General features: G+C 57.4%; 11 protein-coding genes and 2 tRNA genes. All 13 read left to right on the top strand.

The window, feature by feature from the left end; genetic code table 11:
* Window positions 1-16: 16 nt before the first annotated feature.
* Window positions 17-92 (top strand) — tRNA-Trp (locus ACG97_RS15985).
* Between the two features lie 67 nt (window positions 93-159).
* Window positions 160-513 carry a preprotein translocase subunit SecE gene (gene secE / locus ACG97_RS15980; protein WP_082133841.1) on the top strand — a complete coding sequence of 118 codons (354 nt, stop codon included), beginning with the start codon at window positions 160-162 and terminating at the stop codon, window positions 511-513.
* A gap of 2 nt (window positions 514-515) precedes the next feature.
* Window positions 516-1,049, top strand: a complete 534-nt coding sequence (gene nusG / locus ACG97_RS15975) for a transcription termination/antitermination protein NusG (RefSeq protein ID WP_047968376.1) — start codon at window positions 516-518, stop codon at window positions 1,047-1,049.
* A 91-nt stretch (window positions 1,050-1,140) separates the two neighbouring features.
* Window positions 1,141-1,572, top strand: coding sequence for a 50S ribosomal protein L11 (gene rplK, locus ACG97_RS15970; protein ID WP_047968375.1), 432 nt, complete (start codon window positions 1,141-1,143; stop codon window positions 1,570-1,572).
* Window position 1,573: 1 nt separating this feature from the next.
* The gene (gene rplA / locus ACG97_RS15965) at window positions 1,574-2,269 is read left to right on the top strand and encodes a 50S ribosomal protein L1 (RefSeq protein WP_047968374.1); all 696 of its coding nucleotides are present in this window, start codon (window positions 1,574-1,576) and stop codon (window positions 2,267-2,269) included.
* A gap of 146 nt (window positions 2,270-2,415) precedes the next feature.
* A tRNA-Thr gene (locus ACG97_RS15960) sits at window positions 2,416-2,490 on the top strand.
* Between the two features lie 83 nt (window positions 2,491-2,573).
* On the top strand, window positions 2,574-3,071 hold the full coding sequence (rplJ, locus tag ACG97_RS15955) for a 50S ribosomal protein L10 (RefSeq protein ID WP_047968373.1): 498 nt from the start codon (window positions 2,574-2,576) through the stop codon (window positions 3,069-3,071).
* 36 nt (window positions 3,072-3,107) lie between these two features.
* Window positions 3,108-3,479 (top strand): 50S ribosomal protein L7/L12, encoded by a 372-nt coding sequence (gene rplL / locus ACG97_RS15950; RefSeq protein ID WP_047968372.1) that lies wholly within the window; start codon window positions 3,108-3,110, stop codon window positions 3,477-3,479.
* A gap of 150 nt (window positions 3,480-3,629) precedes the next feature.
* Window positions 3,630-7,805, top strand: coding sequence for a DNA-directed RNA polymerase subunit beta (rpoB, locus tag ACG97_RS15945; protein WP_047968371.1), 4,176 nt, complete (start codon window positions 3,630-3,632; stop codon window positions 7,803-7,805).
* Window positions 7,806-7,863: 58 nt separating this feature from the next.
* Window positions 7,864-12,057 carry a DNA-directed RNA polymerase subunit beta' gene (rpoC, locus tag ACG97_RS15940; RefSeq protein ID WP_047968370.1) on the top strand — a complete coding sequence of 1,398 codons (4,194 nt, stop codon included), beginning with the start codon at window positions 7,864-7,866 and terminating at the stop codon, window positions 12,055-12,057.
* Window positions 12,058-12,208: 151 nt separating this feature from the next.
* Entirely contained in the window at window positions 12,209-12,580 is a 372-nt protein-coding gene (gene rpsL, locus ACG97_RS15935) for a 30S ribosomal protein S12 (protein ID WP_047968369.1), read from the top strand.
* Window positions 12,581-12,684: 104 nt separating this feature from the next.
* Complete coding sequence (gene rpsG / locus ACG97_RS15930; protein ID WP_047968368.1) at window positions 12,685-13,155, top strand: 30S ribosomal protein S7; 471 nt, start codon at window positions 12,685-12,687, stop codon at window positions 13,153-13,155.
* Window positions 13,156-13,182: 27 nt separating this feature from the next.
* A complete protein-coding gene (fusA, locus tag ACG97_RS15925) occupies window positions 13,183-15,282 on the top strand; it encodes an elongation factor G (protein WP_047968367.1) in 2,100 nt (699 codons plus the stop codon).
* Window positions 15,283-15,364 lie beyond the last annotated feature (82 nt).

Below are 15,364 nucleotides of genomic sequence, written 5' to 3'. Positions count from 1 at the left end.
TTGATAAATAGGTTTTAGGCCAGTAGCTCAATTGGTAGAGTATCGGTCTCCAAAACCGAGGGTTGGGGGTTCGAGACCCTCCTGGCCTGCCAATTAAGACTAACCGGCGCTTATGCGCCGGTTAGTCTTTTTGACGCATGTAAATGGTGGAAACGACAGATGGAAATGCAAGATAGACTGAAGCTGGTTGCGGCGATTCTGGTGTTGGTGGCAGGGGTGGTTGGTTTTTACCTGTTGCCGGCAGACCAGGGTGTGCTGCGCGCACTGCTTTTTGTCGTCTCGATTGCGATTGCGGCCGGCGTTGTCTGGCTGTCGTCGCCAGGCAAGCAGTTTGTGCTCTATGCGCAAGAGTCGCTGGTCGAGGCTAAAAAGGTGGTGTGGCCGACAAGAAAAGAAGCAACCCAGATGACGCTGATGGTTTTCGTCTTCGTGTTGGTGCTGTCCTTGTTCATGTGGCTGGTCGACTCCTCCCTGTCGTGGCTGTTCTACGACGTATTGCTTAATAGAGGTTAATCATGGCAAAGCGTTGGTATGTCGTGCACGCGTACTCTGGTTTCGAGAAGAGTGTGCAAAAGGCGCTGCGTGAGCGCATCGAGCGCGACGGTTTGCAGGATTTGTTTGGCCAGGTGCTGGTGCCGGTTGAAGAGGTGGTCGACATCAAAAATGGTCGCCGCTCCATTACCGAGCGCAAGTTCTTCCCTGGTTACGTGCTGGTCGAGATGGAAATGACCGATGAAACCTGGCATCTGGTGAAGAGTACACCGAAGGTGACCGGTTTTGTGGGTGGTACCGCCAACCGTCCGGCGCCGATTTCGGTGAAAGAAGTCGAGTCCATCATGCAGCAGATGCAGGAAGGGGTGGAAAAGCCCAAGCCTAAGGTGCTGTTCGAGGTGGGCGAGCGCGTTCGCGTGAACGAAGGTCCATTCAATGACTTCAACGGCACGGTCGATGAGGTCAATTACGAGCGTAACAGGCTGCGCGTTTCTGTGCAGATTTTCGGTCGTGATACCCCGGTTGAGCTCGAGTTCAGTCAGGTCGAAAAACTTTAAGTTGTTGTTTTTTTGTGGGGCAGGTATAATCTTGCTCCTTTCACTTGGGGAGCGGTTAATCCGCGCTTGACCCATACACGGAGTCTACATCGTGGCAAAGAAAATCATCGGCTACATCAAGCTGCAAGTGCCAGCTGGTAAAGCCAACCCATCGCCTCCTATCGGTCCTGCGCTGGGTCAGCGCGGTCTGAACATCATGGAATTCTGCAAGGCGTTCAACGCCCAGACTCAAGGCGTCGAGCCAGGTCTGCCGATTCCGGTGGTGATCACTGCTTACGCAGACAAATCCTTCACCTTCGTGATGAAGACGCCTCCTGCTACCATTCTGCTGAAAAAAGCAGCTGGTATTCAGAAGGGTAGTGCCAAGGCTCACGCTGACAAAGTCGGCAAAGTGACCCGCGCACAACTGGAAGACATCGCCAAAGCCAAGCAGCCAGACCTGACTGCTGCTGATCTTGACGCTGCAGTTCGTACTATTGCTGGTTCCGCCCGCTCCATGGGTCTGGAAGTGGAGGGTGTGTAACATGGCAAAACTGTCCAAGCGCGTTCAAGCCCTGAAGGCTCAGGTTGATCGTAACAAGCTGTACGCCGTTGAAGAAGCCATCGCTCTGGTTAAGGGCGCTGCTACTGCAAAATTCGATGAGTCCATCGACGTTGCCGTGAATCTGGGCGTGGATCCACGTAAATCCGACCAGGTTGTGCGTGGTTCGGTAGTGCTGCCACGTGGTACCGGCAAGTCGGTACGCGTTGCCGTGTTTGCACAAGGTGCAAACGCTGAAGCCGCCAAGGCTGCCGGTGCAGAAGTGGTTGGTTTCGAAGACCTGGCTGAGCAAGTCAAGGCCGGTAACCTGGACTTCGACGTTGTGATTGCTTCCCCGGATGCAATGCGCGTTGTCGGTCAACTGGGTCAGATCCTGGGTCCACGTGGCCTGATGCCTAACCCGAAGGTTGGTACCGTTACCCCTAACGTTGCCGAAGCCGTGAAAAACGCCAAGGCCGGTCAGGTTCAATACCGTACCGACAAGGCTGGTATCATTCACGCCACTCTGGGCCGTGCTTCGTTCGAAGTGGAAGCCCTGCGTGAAAACTTTGTTGCTCTGGTTGACGCTTTGGTTAAAGCCAAGCCAGCTGCATCCAAAGGCGTATACCTGAAGAAAATTGCCGTATCCAGCACCATGGGTGTTGGTGTGCGCGTTGACACTGCAACCACTGGCGTTTAATTCGCTGGTCTAGCAGTTTCACAAAGGCTTTGGGCTGGCAGGCTTTGCCTGCCAGATTGTCAAAGACCGTAGGTGTCGATTGACTTAATGCTCGCAAGAGTAGCCTACGCAGATGGTGAACCCTTAGAAGGCTTTCAACGTATTTGGCTCATGTAGCTCAGGGGTAGAGCACTCCCTTGGTAAGGGAGAGGTCGGCGGTTCAATTCCGCCCATGAGCACCATCCGTTTGTTATGTCTCCTGATTAGGTCGCCGCTGCAAAGCGAAGCAGAATATCCTGCTTCATTTCAGTCTAGGAGGTGGACCTTGAGTCTCAATATTGAAGATAAAAAGGCGGTTGTAGCTGCGGTATCTGCCCAACTGGCAGATGCACAGACTCTCGTTATCGCTGAATATCGGGGCATCGAGGTTAGTAGCATGACCAAACTCCGCGCCAAAGCGCGTGAGAACGGCGTGTACCTGCGTGTTCTGAAGAACACTCTGGTACGTCGCGCCGTTGCTGGTACATCGTTTGAAGCACTGGCTGACCAAATGGTTGGCCCGCTGGTTTACGCTGTATCTGCTGATCCGGTAGCTGCTGCCAAGGTGCTGCAACAATTTGCCAAAGACGACAGCAAGATCGTTGTCAAGGCAGGTTCCTACAACGGCAAAGTACTGAGTGCTGCCGAAGTAGCCGAACTGGCTTCTATCCCGAGCCGCGAAGAGCTGCTGTCCAAGCTGCTCTACGTTATGCAGGCTCCGGTATCTGGTTTCGCCCGCGCTCTGGCCGCTCTGGCCGAGCAAAAGCAAACCGAAGCCGCTTAATTTATTCGATTCATACCGTATTCAGGAGTTTTACAAATGGCTATCACCAAAGAAGATATCCTCGACGCAGTTGCTGGTCTGACTGTTATGGAACTGAACGACCTGGTTAAGGCGTTCGAAGAGAAGTTCGGCGTTTCCGCCGCTGCTGTTGCTGTTGCCGGTCCTGCTGGCGCTGGCGCTGCTGCTGCTGAAGAGCAAACCGAATTCGACGTGATCCTGACTGCTGCTGGCGAAAGCAAAGTTAACGTGATCAAGGTTGTTCGTGCAATCACCGGTCTGGGCCTGAAAGAAGCCAAAGATCTGGTAGACGGCGCTCCTAAAGCTGTTAAAGAAGGCGTGTCCAAAGCTGAAGCTGACGACGTTGCCAAGCAGCTGATCGAAGCTGGTGCCAAGGCTGAAGTAAAATAATCTTCCCTAGGGAAGATTAGTGAGGCTGGTGGAGAAATCCGCCAGCCTTGTTGCGCTTGTAATGCTCTAACAAGTCGCTAAAGGTCAGCATTCAAGTTTTGTGGCTGCTGACGTTTGGTTTCTTGCGCCACCCCCCACAATGGAGACTCTATGAGTTATTCGTTTACTGAGAAAAAACGTATTCGTAAAAGCTTTGCGAAGCGTAAAACCGTTCTCGACGTCCCATTCCTGTTGGCAACGCAGATTGATTCGTACACTGAGTTCCTCCAGTTGGGTGTGCCGTACGATCAGCGTAAGGATGCGGGCCTGCAGGCTGCATTCAAGTCGATTTTCCCGATCGTAAGTCACAACGGTTTTGCCCGCCTCGACTTTGTACACTATGTCCTGGGTGAGCCACCGTTTGACGTTCAGGAATGTCAGCTGCGCGGCATTACCTTCGCATCGCCCCTGCGTGCACGAATCCGTTTGACCATTCTCGATCGCGAATCTTCCAAGCCGGTGGTGAAGGAAGTGCGCGAGAACGAAGTCTACATGGGTGAAATCCCGCTGATGACCTCGAACGGCTCGTTCATCATCAACGGTACCGAGCGCGTCATCGTTTCCCAGCTGCACCGTTCGCCAGGCGTGTTCTTCGAGCACGATCGCGGCAAGACCCACTCTTCCGGCAAACTGCTGTTCTCCGCCCGCGTGATTCCTTACCGCGGCTCCTGGCTGGACTTCGAGTTCGACGCCAAGGACCAGCTGTTCTTCCGTATCGACCGTCGTCGCAAGATGCCGGTTTCGATCCTGCTCAAGGCACTGGGTTATACCAGCGAGCGCATCCTGTCCGAATTCTACAGCTGCGACACCTTCTTCCTGACCAAGAACGGCGTGTTCCAGAAAGTGGTTGCCGACCGCCTGAAGGGCGAAGTGGCCAAGCTGGACATCGTTGGCGAAGACGGCAAGCTGATCGTCGCCAAAGACAAGCGCATTACTGCCAAGCACATCCGTGACATCGCTGCGGCCAACCTTGACCGTATCGAAGTGCCGTTCGACGTGCTGGTTGGCAAGATCCTGGCCCGCAACGTGATCGCCCCGGAAACCGGCGAAGTGATCGCGCGCGCCAACGAAGAAATCACCGACGACCTGCTGGCCAAGATGGACATCCATGACGTCGCCGAAGTCGACGTGCTGTTCATCAACGACCTGGATCACGGCGGCTACATCGCGCACACCCTGCGCGGCGACGACATCGCCGACCAGCTGCAGGCGCGCGTGGCGATCTACCGCATGATGCGCCCGGGCGAACCGCCAACAGAAGACGCTGTCGAGCAACTGTTCCAGCGCCTGTTCTTCAACGAGGACAGCTACGACCTGTCCCGTGTTGGCCGCATGAAGTTCAACACCCGCACTTACCAGTACAAGCTGGACGACAAGTCGCCGGAGTGGTTCAAGACCATGCTGTCCGACACCTTCGCGCATCGCCGCGACGTGATGGACGGCGTGCTGTCGACCGAAGACATCGTGTCGGTAATCGCCATCCTGGTCGAGCTGCGCAACGGTCGTGGCGAAGTGGACGATATCGATCACTTGGGTAACCGTCGTGTGCGTTCCGTCGGCGAACTGGCCGAGAACCAGTTCCGTGCCGGTCTGGTGCGTGTCGAGCGCGCGGTGAAGGAACGTCTGAACCAAGCGGAATCCGACAACCTGATGCCGCACGACCTGATCAATGCCAAGCCGGTATCGGCCGCGATCAAGGAATTCTTCGGCTCCAGCCAGCTGTCGCAGTTCATGGACCAGACCAACCCGCTGTCCGAAGTGACCCACAAGCGCCGCGTATCGGCCCTGGGCCCGGGCGGTCTGACCCGCGAACGCGCCGGCTTCGAAGTGCGAGACGTACACCCGACCCACTATGGCCGCGTGTGCCCGATCGAAACGCCGGAAGGTCCGAACATCGGTCTGATCAACTCGCTGTCGGTGTATGCCCGCACCAACGAGTACGGTTTCCTCGAGACGCCATACCGCAAAGTGATCGACGGCAAGGTGACCAACGAGATCGACTACCTGTCGGCGATCGAAGAAGGTCGCTACATCATCGCCCAGGCCAACGCCGAGCTGGCGGATGACGGCAGCCTGATCGACGAGCTGGTGACCTGCCGTGAAAAAGGCGAAACCATCCTGTCGACCCCGGATCGCGTGCAGTACATGGACGTGGCCACCGGTCAGGTGGTGTCGGTGGCGGCCTCGCTGATTCCGTTCCTGGAACACGATGACGCGAACCGTGCCTTGATGGGTGCCAACATGCAGCGTCAGGCTGTGCCTTGCCTGCGTCCGGAAAAATCCTTCGTCGGTACCGGTATCGAACGTGCAGTGGCGACCGACTCCGGCACCACCGTGGTGGCACGCCGTGGCGGCGTGGTGGATTACGTCGATGCGACCCGTGTCGTGGTACGCGTCAATGACGAAGAAGCGCTGGCCGGTGAAGTCGGTGTCGATATCTACAACCTGACCAAGTTCACCCGTTCCAACCAGAACACCAACATCAACCAGCGCCCGGTGGTCAGCGTTGGTGACCACATTGCCCGTGGTGACGTGGTGGCGGACGGTGCCTCGACCGACATGGGCGAGCTGGCACTGGGTCAGAACATGACCATCGCCTTCATGCCGTGGAACGGCTACAACTTCGAAGACTCGATCCTGATCTCGGAGAAGGTGGTTGCCGACGACCGCTACACCTCGATCCACATCGAAGAGCTGTCGGTCGTTGCCCGTGACACCAAGCTGGGGCCGGAAGAAATCTCCCGCGATATCCCGAACCTGTCCGAGCGCATGTCCAACCGCCTCGACGACTCCGGCATCGTTTACATCGGCGCCGAAGTGACCGCCGGTGACGTGCTGGTCGGCAAGGTAACGCCGAAGGGCGAAACCCAGCTGACGCCGGAAGAGAAGCTGCTGCGCGCCATCTTCGGTGAAAAAGCGTCCGACGTGAAAGACACCTCGCTGCGCGTGCCAACCGGCATGGTCGGTACCGTGATCGACGTGCAGGTGTTCACCCGCGAAGGCATCGAGCGCGACAAGCGTGCCCAGTCCATCATTGATGCCGAACTGAAGCGCTATCGCCTCGACCTGAACGACCAGCTGCGTATTTTCGAAAACGATGCCTTCAGTCGTATCGAGCGCCTGATCCTGGGCAAGGTCGCCAATGGCGGTCCGAAGCGTCTGGCCAAGGGCACCGAGATCGACGTCGCCTACCTGGACGGCCTGCCATCCAAGCACGAATGGTTCGACATCCGCATGGCCGATGAAGACATCGCCAAGCAGCTGGAACTGATCAAGGAAAGCCTGGCGCAGAAGCGTGAAGAATTCGACCTCAAGTTCGAAGACAAGAAGCGCAAGCTGACCCAGGGCGATGAACTGCCGCCTGGCGTGCAGAAGATGGTCAAGGTCTACATCGCGGTGAAGCGCCGCCTGCAGGCTGGTGACAAGATGGCCGGTCGTCACGGTAACAAGGGTGTGGTATCGCGCATCCTGCCGGTGGAAGACATGCCGTACATGGCTGACGGCCGTCCGGTCGACATCGTGCTGAACCCGCTGGGCGTTCCGTCGCGGATGAACATCGGTCAGATTCTGGAAGTGCACCTCGGCTGGGCAGCGAAGGGTATCGGTGAGCGCATCGACCGCATGCTGAAGCAGCAGCAGGGCATCAGCGCGCTGCGTGCCTACCTGGAGCGCATCTACAACGATACCGGCAAGCAGGAATCGCTGGCGGAAATGTCGGATGACGAAATCCTGACCCTGGCGCAGAACCTGCGCAAGGGCATGCCGTTCGCGACGCCGGTGTTTGACGGTGCCAAAGAATCCGAAATCATGCACATGCTGCAGCTGGCCTACCCGGATGAAGACGAGCACACCGCGCACCTGGACTTCAACGGCAGCAAGACGCAGATGACGCTGTTCGACGGCCGCTCCGGCGAAGCCTTCGACCGCCGCGTGACGGTCGGCGTGATGCACTACCTGAAGCTGCATCACCTGGTTGACGACAAGATGCACGCCCGTTCCACCGGCCCGTACTCGCTGGTAACCCAGCAGCCGCTGGGTGGTAAGGCGCAGTTCGGTGGCCAGCGTTTCGGTGAGATGGAAGTCTGGGCGCTGGAAGCATACGGCGCGGCTTACACGCTGCAGGAAATGCTGACCGTGAAGTCGGACGATGTCACCGGCCGTACCAAGATTTACGAAAACATCGTCAAGGGCGAACACAAGATCGACGCCGGCATGCCGGAATCCTTTAACGTACTCGTTAAAGAAATCCGCTCGCTGGGCCTGGATATCGACCTGGAACGTTATTAATTAGGCAAGGTTGCCTGCGGCCAACGTTGGCCGCAGGCTCCTCCTGAATGGAGACGCAATGAAAGCTCTGCTCGATCTCTTTAAGCAAGTTACGCAAGAAGAAGAGTTTGATGCGATTAAGATCGGCATCGCCTCCCCGGACAAGATCCGTTCCTGGTCGTTCGGTGAAGTCAAGAAACCGGAAACCATCAACTACCGGACATTCAAGCCGGAGCGTGATGGCCTGTTCTGCGCCCGTATTTTCGGGCCGGTCAAAGATTACGAATGTCTATGCGGCAAGTACAAGCGTCTGAAGCATCGCGGCGTGATCTGCGAGAAGTGTGGCGTTGAAGTCACCCTGTCCAAGGTGCGTCGCGAGCGCATGGGCCACATCGAACTGGCGTCGCCGGTTGCGCATATCTGGTTCCTGAAATCGCTGCCATCCCGCTTGGGCATGGTGCTGGACATGACCCTGCGCGACATCGAACGCGTGCTGTACTTCGAAGCATTCGTGGTGACCGAGCCTGGCCTGACCAGCCTGCAGCCACGTCAGCTGCTGAGCGAGGAAGACTACCTCGACAAGCTGGACGAGTACGGCGAAGAATTCGTGGCGCTGATGGGTGCCGAAGCGGTACGCGAACTGCTCAAGCGCCTGGATCTGACTTCCGAAGTCGAGACCCTGCGCAGCGAACTGTCGTCGACCTCGTCCGACACCAAGATCAAGAAGATCGCCAAGCGCCTGAAGGTGCTGGAAGCGTTCCAGCGTTCCGGCATGAAGCCGGAATGGATGATCATGGAAGTGCTGCCGGTGCTGCCGCCGGAGCTGCGCCCGCTGGTACCGCTGGATGGTGGCCGTTTCGCGACCTCCGACCTGAACGACCTGTACCGCCGCGTCATCAACCGTAACAACCGCCTGAAGCGCCTGCTGGAGCTGCGTGCGCCGGACATCATCGTGCGCAACGAGAAGCGCATGCTGCAGGAATCGGTTGACTCGCTGCTGGACAACGGCCGTCGCGGCAAGGCGATGACCGGTGCCAACAAGCGTCCGCTGAAGTCGCTGGCCGACATGATCAAGGGCAAGGGCGGTCGTTTCCGTCAGAACTTGCTGGGTAAGCGCGTCGACTACTCCGGTCGTTCCGTGATTACCGTGGGCCCGACCCTGCGTCTGCACCAGTGCGGTCTGCCAAAGAAAATGGCGCTGGAACTGTTCAAGCCTTTCATCTTCCACAAGCTGGAAGTGCTGGGTCTGGCCTCCACCATCAAGGCGGCCAAGAAGCTGGTCGAGCAGGAAGTGCCGGAAGTCTGGGACATCCTGGAAGACGTGATCCGCGAACATCCGGTACTGCTGAACCGTGCACCAACGCTGCACCGTCTCGGTATCCAGGCGTTCGAACCGCTGCTGATCGAAGGCAAGGCCATCCAGCTGCATCCGCTGGTCTGCGCGGCATTCAACGCCGACTTCGACGGTGACCAGATGGCCGTACACGTGCCGCTGTCCATCGAAGCGCAGATGGAAGCCCGTACCCTGATGCTGGCTACCAACAACGTGCTGTCGCCAGCCAACGGTGAGCCGATCATCGTGCCGTCGCAGGATATCGTGCTGGGTCTGTACTACATGACCCGCGACAAGGTAAACGGCAAGAACGAAGGCATGGTCTTCGCCGACACTTCCGAAGTGCATCGTGCTTACGAGACGCGTCAGGTTGAACTGGCGACCCGTATCACCGTGCGCCTGAAAGAGTGGGTCAAGGACGAGCAGGGCGAGTTCCAGCCGGTGATCAAGCGCTACGACACCACCGTTGGCCGCGCCATCCTGTCGGAAATCCTGCCGAAGGGCCTGCCGTTCGAGTACATCAACAAGGCGCTGAAGAAGAAGGAAATCTCGCGTCTGATCAACGGCTCGTTCCGTCGTTGCGGCATCCGCGACACCGTGATCTTCGCCGACCAGCTGATGTACACCGGTTTTGCCTACTCCACCCGTGGTGGTATCTCGATTTGCGTCGATGACATGCTGATCCCGGTGAAGAAGACCGAACTGCTGGGCGAAGCCAACAAGGAAGTCAAAGAGATCGAAGAGCAGTATCGTCAGGGTCTGGTGACCCAGGGCGAACGCTACAACAAGGTGGTCGATATCTGGGGTCGCACCGGCGACAAGATCGCCAAGGCGATGATGGACGGTCTGTCCACGCAGAAGGCCATCGACCGTGACGGCAAGGAAGTCGATCAGGAATCGTTCAACTCGATTTACATGATGGCCGACTCCGGTGCCCGGGGTTCCGCGGCACAGATCAAGCAGCTGGCCGGTATGCGTGGCCTGATGGCGAAACCGGACGGCTCGATTATCGAAACGCCGATTACCGCCAACTTCCGCGAAGGCCTGACGGTTCTGCAGTACTTCATTTCGACGCACGGTGCCCGTAAGGGTCTGGCCGATACCGCACTGAAGACCGCGAACTCCGGTTACCTGACCCGTCGTCTGGTCGACGTAACCCAGGATCTGGTGGTGATCGAGGACGATTGCGGCACCAGCAACGGTTTCGCGATGAAGGCCGTGGTACAGGGCGGTGACGTGATCGAGCCGCTGCGCGACCGTATCCTGGGTCGTGTCACCGCAACCGATGTAGTGGATCCGTCCAGCAACGAGACCGTGATCGAAGCCGGCACCCTGCTCGACGAAGGCCTGATCGAGCTGATCGACAGCCTCGGCATCGACGAAGTCAAGGTGCGTACCGCCATCACTTGCGACACCCGCTACGGTCTGTGCGCACAGTGCTACGGTCGTGACCTGGCACGCGGCAAGCGCGTCAATGCCGGTGAAGCAGTCGGCGTGATCGCTGCCCAGTCGATTGGTGAACCGGGTACCCAGCTGACCATGCGTACCTTCCACATCGGTGGTGCGGCGTCGCGAAATGCGGCGGCCAGCCAAGTGGAAGGTAAGTCCAACGGTACCGTGCGCTTCAATAGCCAGATGCGTTACGTGGCCAACAGCAAGGGCGAGCTGATCGTGATCACTCGTTCCGGCGAAGTGGTGATCCATGACGACGTTGGCCGCGAGCGCGAGCGTCACAAGGTGCCGTACGGCGCGACCCTGATGGTGACCGACGGTCTGACCATCAAGGCCGGTGCCGTGCTGGCGACATGGGACCCGCACACCCGTCCGATCATCACCGAGTACGCTGGTCGCGTGAAGTTCGAGAACGTGGAAGAGGGTGCCACCGTTGCCAAGCAGACCGACGAAGTCACCGGTCTGTCGACACTGGTAGTGATCGACTCCAAGCGTCGCGCCACGGCACAGTCGAAGATGCTGCGTCCGCTGGTGAAACTGCTGGACGACAATGGCAATGAAGTGAAACTGGCCGGTTCCGATGCTTCGGTATCGATTACCTTCCAGGTTGGCGCGATCATTACCGTGCGCGACGGTCAGGAAGTGGGCAAGGGTGAAGTGCTGGCACGTATTCCGCAGGAATCGTCCAAGACCCGTGACATTACCGGTGGTCTGCCGCGTGTGGCCGAACTGTTCGAAGCCCGTTCGCCGAAAGATGCCGGCATGCTGGCCGAGGTGACCGGTACCGTTTCCTTCGGTAAGGACACCAAGGGCAAGCAGCGCCTGATCATCACCGATCTGGACGGCTATGCGCACGAAAGTCTGATCCCGAAAGACAAGCACGTGCTGGTGCACGACGGTCAAGTCGTGAACCGCGGTGAAGTGATTGTCGACGGTCCGGTGGATCCGCACGACATCCTGCGTCTGCAGGGTATCGAGGCGCTGGCACGCTACATCAGCCAGGAAGTGCAGGAGGTTTACCGTCTGCAGGGCGTGAAGATTAACGACAAGCACATCGAGGTGATCGTTCGCCAGATGCTGCGTCGCGTGATCATCACCGACAACGGCGATACCGATTTCATCATCGGCGAGCAGGTTGAGCGTGCCGAAGTGCTGGAAACCAACGACAACATGATTGCCGATGGCAAGATGCCGGCCCAGTACGACAACGTACTGCTGGGTATCACCAAGGCGTCGCTGTCGACAGATTCCTTCATCTCTGCGGCCTCGTTCCAGGAAACCACGCGCGTGCTGACCGAAGCGGCGATCATGGGCAAGAAGGATGATCTGCGCGGCCTGAAGGAAAACGTGATCGTTGGTCGCCTGATCCCGGCCGGTACCGGTCTGGCTTACCATCGCAACCGTCGTCGCCTGAGCGAGAACGGTGACGCGATGACCGAATCGTCGGCACTCGAATCCGAGATCGAAGTTAGCGACAACCAGCTGTAATTAGCCGGTTTTGCAAAAAACGCTGCACATTCAATGGTTAACATTGGGTGTGCAGCGTTATTTTATTGACGCTGGCAGTTGACCAAAATATAATCCACGATCTTCTCGGTGGTATGGTGCCGCCGAAAGATTCAATTAGGAACTGATAGTAATGCCAACCATTAACCAACTCGTTCGTAAAGGCCGTGCCCCGGTTGTTTCGAAGAGCAAGGTGCCAGCACTGGAGGCCTGCCCGCAGAAACGTGGCGTGTGCACCCGTGTTTACACTACTACCCCTAAGAAGCCGAACTCCGCTCTGCGTAAAGTGTGCAAGGTTCGTCTGACCAACGGTTTCGAAGTGATTTCGTACATCGGCGGTGAAGGCCACAACCTGCAAGAACACTCGGTCGTGCTGATCCGTGGCGGTCGTGTAAAAGACTTGCCAGGTGTGCGTTACCACACCGTTCGCGGCTCCCTGGACACTGCTGGCGTGAAAGACCGTAAGCAGGCTCGTTCCAAGTACGGTGCCAAGCGTCCTAAGTAATTGTTACTTGGGTCGTCAGCGGCAGCATTTGCTGTCGAGTAAGTGGCTGCTCCATTGAGTAGTCGCGAGCATGAAGCTCAACTGAATAGATTGAAGGAATTGAAATGCCAAGACGCAGAGAAGTCCCGAAGCGCGATGTCCTGCCGGATCCGAAGTTTGGTAGCCAGGATCTGTCCAAGTTCATGAACGTTGTGATGATCGACGGCAAGAAGTCTGTTGCCGAGCGCATCATTTACGGCGCCCTCGAGCAAATCGAGAAGAAGAGCGGCAAGAACGCTCTTGAAGTATTCAATACTGCACTGACTAACGCCAAGCCGGTTGTTGAAGTTAAGAGCCGTCGCGTTGGTGGTGCAAACTATCAAGTTCCTGTTGAAGTACGTCCATCCCGTCGTATGGCTCTGGCCATGCGCTGGTTGCGCGATGCTGCACGCAAGCGTGGCGAAAAGTCCATGGACCTGCGTCTGGCCGGCGAGCTGATGGATGCGGCTGAAGGCCGCGGCGGCGCCATGAAGAAGCGCGATGAAGTGCATCGTATGGCTGAAGCCAACAAAGCATTCTCCCACTTCCGCTTCTAATAATCATCCTGCGAAAGGATTCTGGCCGTGGCTAGAAAAACTCCTATTGAACGGTACCGTAACATCGGTATCTCGGCGCATATTGATGCGGGTAAAACCACCACTACAGAACGTATTCTGTTCTATACCGGTGTGAACCACAAAATCGGTGAAGTGCATGATGGCGCCGCCACCATGGACTGGATGGAGCAGGAGCAGGAACGCGGTATCACCATTACCTCGGCTGCCACTACCACCTACTGGAAGGGCATGGCTCTCCAGTTCCCCGAGCACCACTTCAACATCATTGATACCCCGGGCCACGTGGACTTTACCATTGAGGTAGAGCGTTCCATGCGTGTGCTGGACGGTGCGGTGATGGTTTACTGCGCCGTGGGTGGTGTACAGCCTCAGTCCGAGACTGTATGGCGCCAGGCCAACAAGTACAAAGTGCCACGCATTGCCTTCGTGAACAAGATGGACCGTCAGGGTGCCAACTTCTTCCGTGCCGTAGAACAGGTCAAGACCCGTCTGCGTGGCAATCCGGTGCCTATCGTGGTGCCTATCGGTGCCGAAGAAGGCTTTACCGGTGTGGTTGACCTGCTGAAGATGAAAGCCATCATCTGGGATGAGGCCTCCCAGGGTATGAAGTTCGAATACGGCGACATCCCGGCTGATCTGGTAGCGGTTGCTGAAGAGTGGCGCGAGAAGATGGTTGAAGCGGCGGCGGAAGTCGACGAAGACACCATGAACAAGTACCTCGAAGGCGAAGCGCTGACCGAAGAAGAAATCGTTCACGGTCTGCGTCAGCGTACCCTGCGTTGCGAAATCCAGCCGATGCTGTGCGGCTCCGCGTTCAAGAACAAGGGTGTTCAGCGCATGCTGGACGCGGTTGTTGAGCTGCTGCCTAGCCCGCTGGACGTGCCACCGGTTCCGGGTGAACTGGACGACGGTACCCCGACGACCCGCGAAGCTTCCGACACTGCTCCGTTCTCGGCACTGGCATTCAAGCTGATGAACGACCCGTACGTTGGTCAGCTGACGTTCTTCCGTGTCTACTCCGGCGTGGTTAACTCCGGCGACACCGTTCTTAACTCGGTTAAGGGCAAGAAAGAGCGTATGGGCCGTATCGTGCAGATGCACGCTAACGACCGTAAGGAAATCACCGAAGTTCGTGCCGGCGACATCGCTGCTGGTATCGGTCTGAAGGAAGTGACCACCGGTGAAACCCTGTGTGCTACCGATGCGCCACTGATTCTGGAACGCATGGAGTTCCCGGAGCCGGTGATTCACGTTGCCGTCGAGCCAAAAACCAAGGCTGACCAAGAGAAGATGGGCGTTGCCCTGAACCGCTTGGCCAAGGAAGATCCTTCGTTCCGTGTTCGCACCGACGAAGAATCCGGCCAGACCATCATCTCCGGTATGGGTGAACTGCACCTGGAAATTCTGGTTGACCGCATGAAGCGCGAATTCGGTGTTGAAGCCAACGTCGGCGCGCCTCAGGTTGCCTACCGTGAAACCATCACCAAGACGGTGACTGAAGTTGACGGTAAGCACGTCAAGCAGTCCGGCGGTAAGGGTCAGTACGGTCACGCCCAGATCACTCTGGAGCCGTCCGGCGAAGGTCAGGGCTACAAGTTCATCGACGAAATCAAGGGTGGTACGATTCCTCGCGAATTCATCCCTTCGGTTGACAAGGGTATCCAGAACACCCTGTCCAGCGGTATCTTGGCCGGCTTCCCGGTGGTTGACGTAACCGTACGTCTGACCTTCGGTTCCTACCACGATGTCGACTCGTCGCAGATCGCCTTTGAATTGGCCGGTTCCATCGCCTTCAAAGAAGCCATGCGCCGTGCCGGTCCTTGCATCCTCGAGCCGATGATGGCCGTGGAAGTGGAGACTCCGGAAGAGTACATGGGTGACGTGATGGGTGACCTGAACCGTCGTCGCGGTATCGTTCAGGGTATGGACGATGATGGTCTGGGTGGCAAGAAGATCAAGGCCGAAGTTCCGCTGGCCGAGATGTTCGGTTACTCCACTGACCTGCGTTCCGCAACCCAGGGTCGTGCAACCTACTCCATGGAGTTCAAGCACTACTCTGAAGCTCCTAAGCATGTTGCCGACGCAGTGATGACTGCTCGTAAGTAATTTGGCGCGCAAGGTTGGCCGCATGCGGCCAACCTTGTAACTGTTTGTTCTTTATTTTAGGAATTTTGCAAAATGGCAAAAG

Source organism: Vogesella sp. EB, from assembly GCF_001037925.1.
Classification (GTDB): domain Bacteria; phylum Pseudomonadota; class Gammaproteobacteria; order Burkholderiales; family Chromobacteriaceae; genus Vogesella; species Vogesella indigofera.
The sequence above is the reverse complement of the archived record's forward strand: the minus strand, read 5'-3'. Positions and strand labels throughout refer to the sequence as shown.

Excerpts from the sequence above, each read along its gene's own strand:
- secE (WP_082133841.1), top strand. The coding sequence starts at position 160 with ATGGAAATGCAAGATAGACTGAAGCTGGTTGCGGCGATTCTGGTGTTG.
- nusG (WP_047968376.1), top strand. The coding sequence starts at position 516 with ATGGCAAAGCGTTGGTATGTCGTGCACGCGTACTCTGGTTTCGAGAAG.
- rplA (WP_047968374.1), top strand. The coding sequence starts at position 1,574 with ATGGCAAAACTGTCCAAGCGCGTTCAAGCCCTGAAGGCTCAGGTTGAT.
- rplL (WP_047968372.1), top strand. The coding sequence starts at position 3,108 with ATGGCTATCACCAAAGAAGATATCCTCGACGCAGTTGCTGGTCTGACT.
- rpoB (WP_047968371.1), top strand. The coding sequence starts at position 3,630 with ATGAGTTATTCGTTTACTGAGAAAAAACGTATTCGTAAAAGCTTTGCG.
- rpoC (WP_047968370.1), top strand. The coding sequence starts at position 7,864 with ATGAAAGCTCTGCTCGATCTCTTTAAGCAAGTTACGCAAGAAGAAGAG.
- rpsL (WP_047968369.1), top strand. The coding sequence starts at position 12,209 with ATGCCAACCATTAACCAACTCGTTCGTAAAGGCCGTGCCCCGGTTGTT.
- rpsG (WP_047968368.1), top strand. The coding sequence starts at position 12,685 with ATGCCAAGACGCAGAGAAGTCCCGAAGCGCGATGTCCTGCCGGATCCG.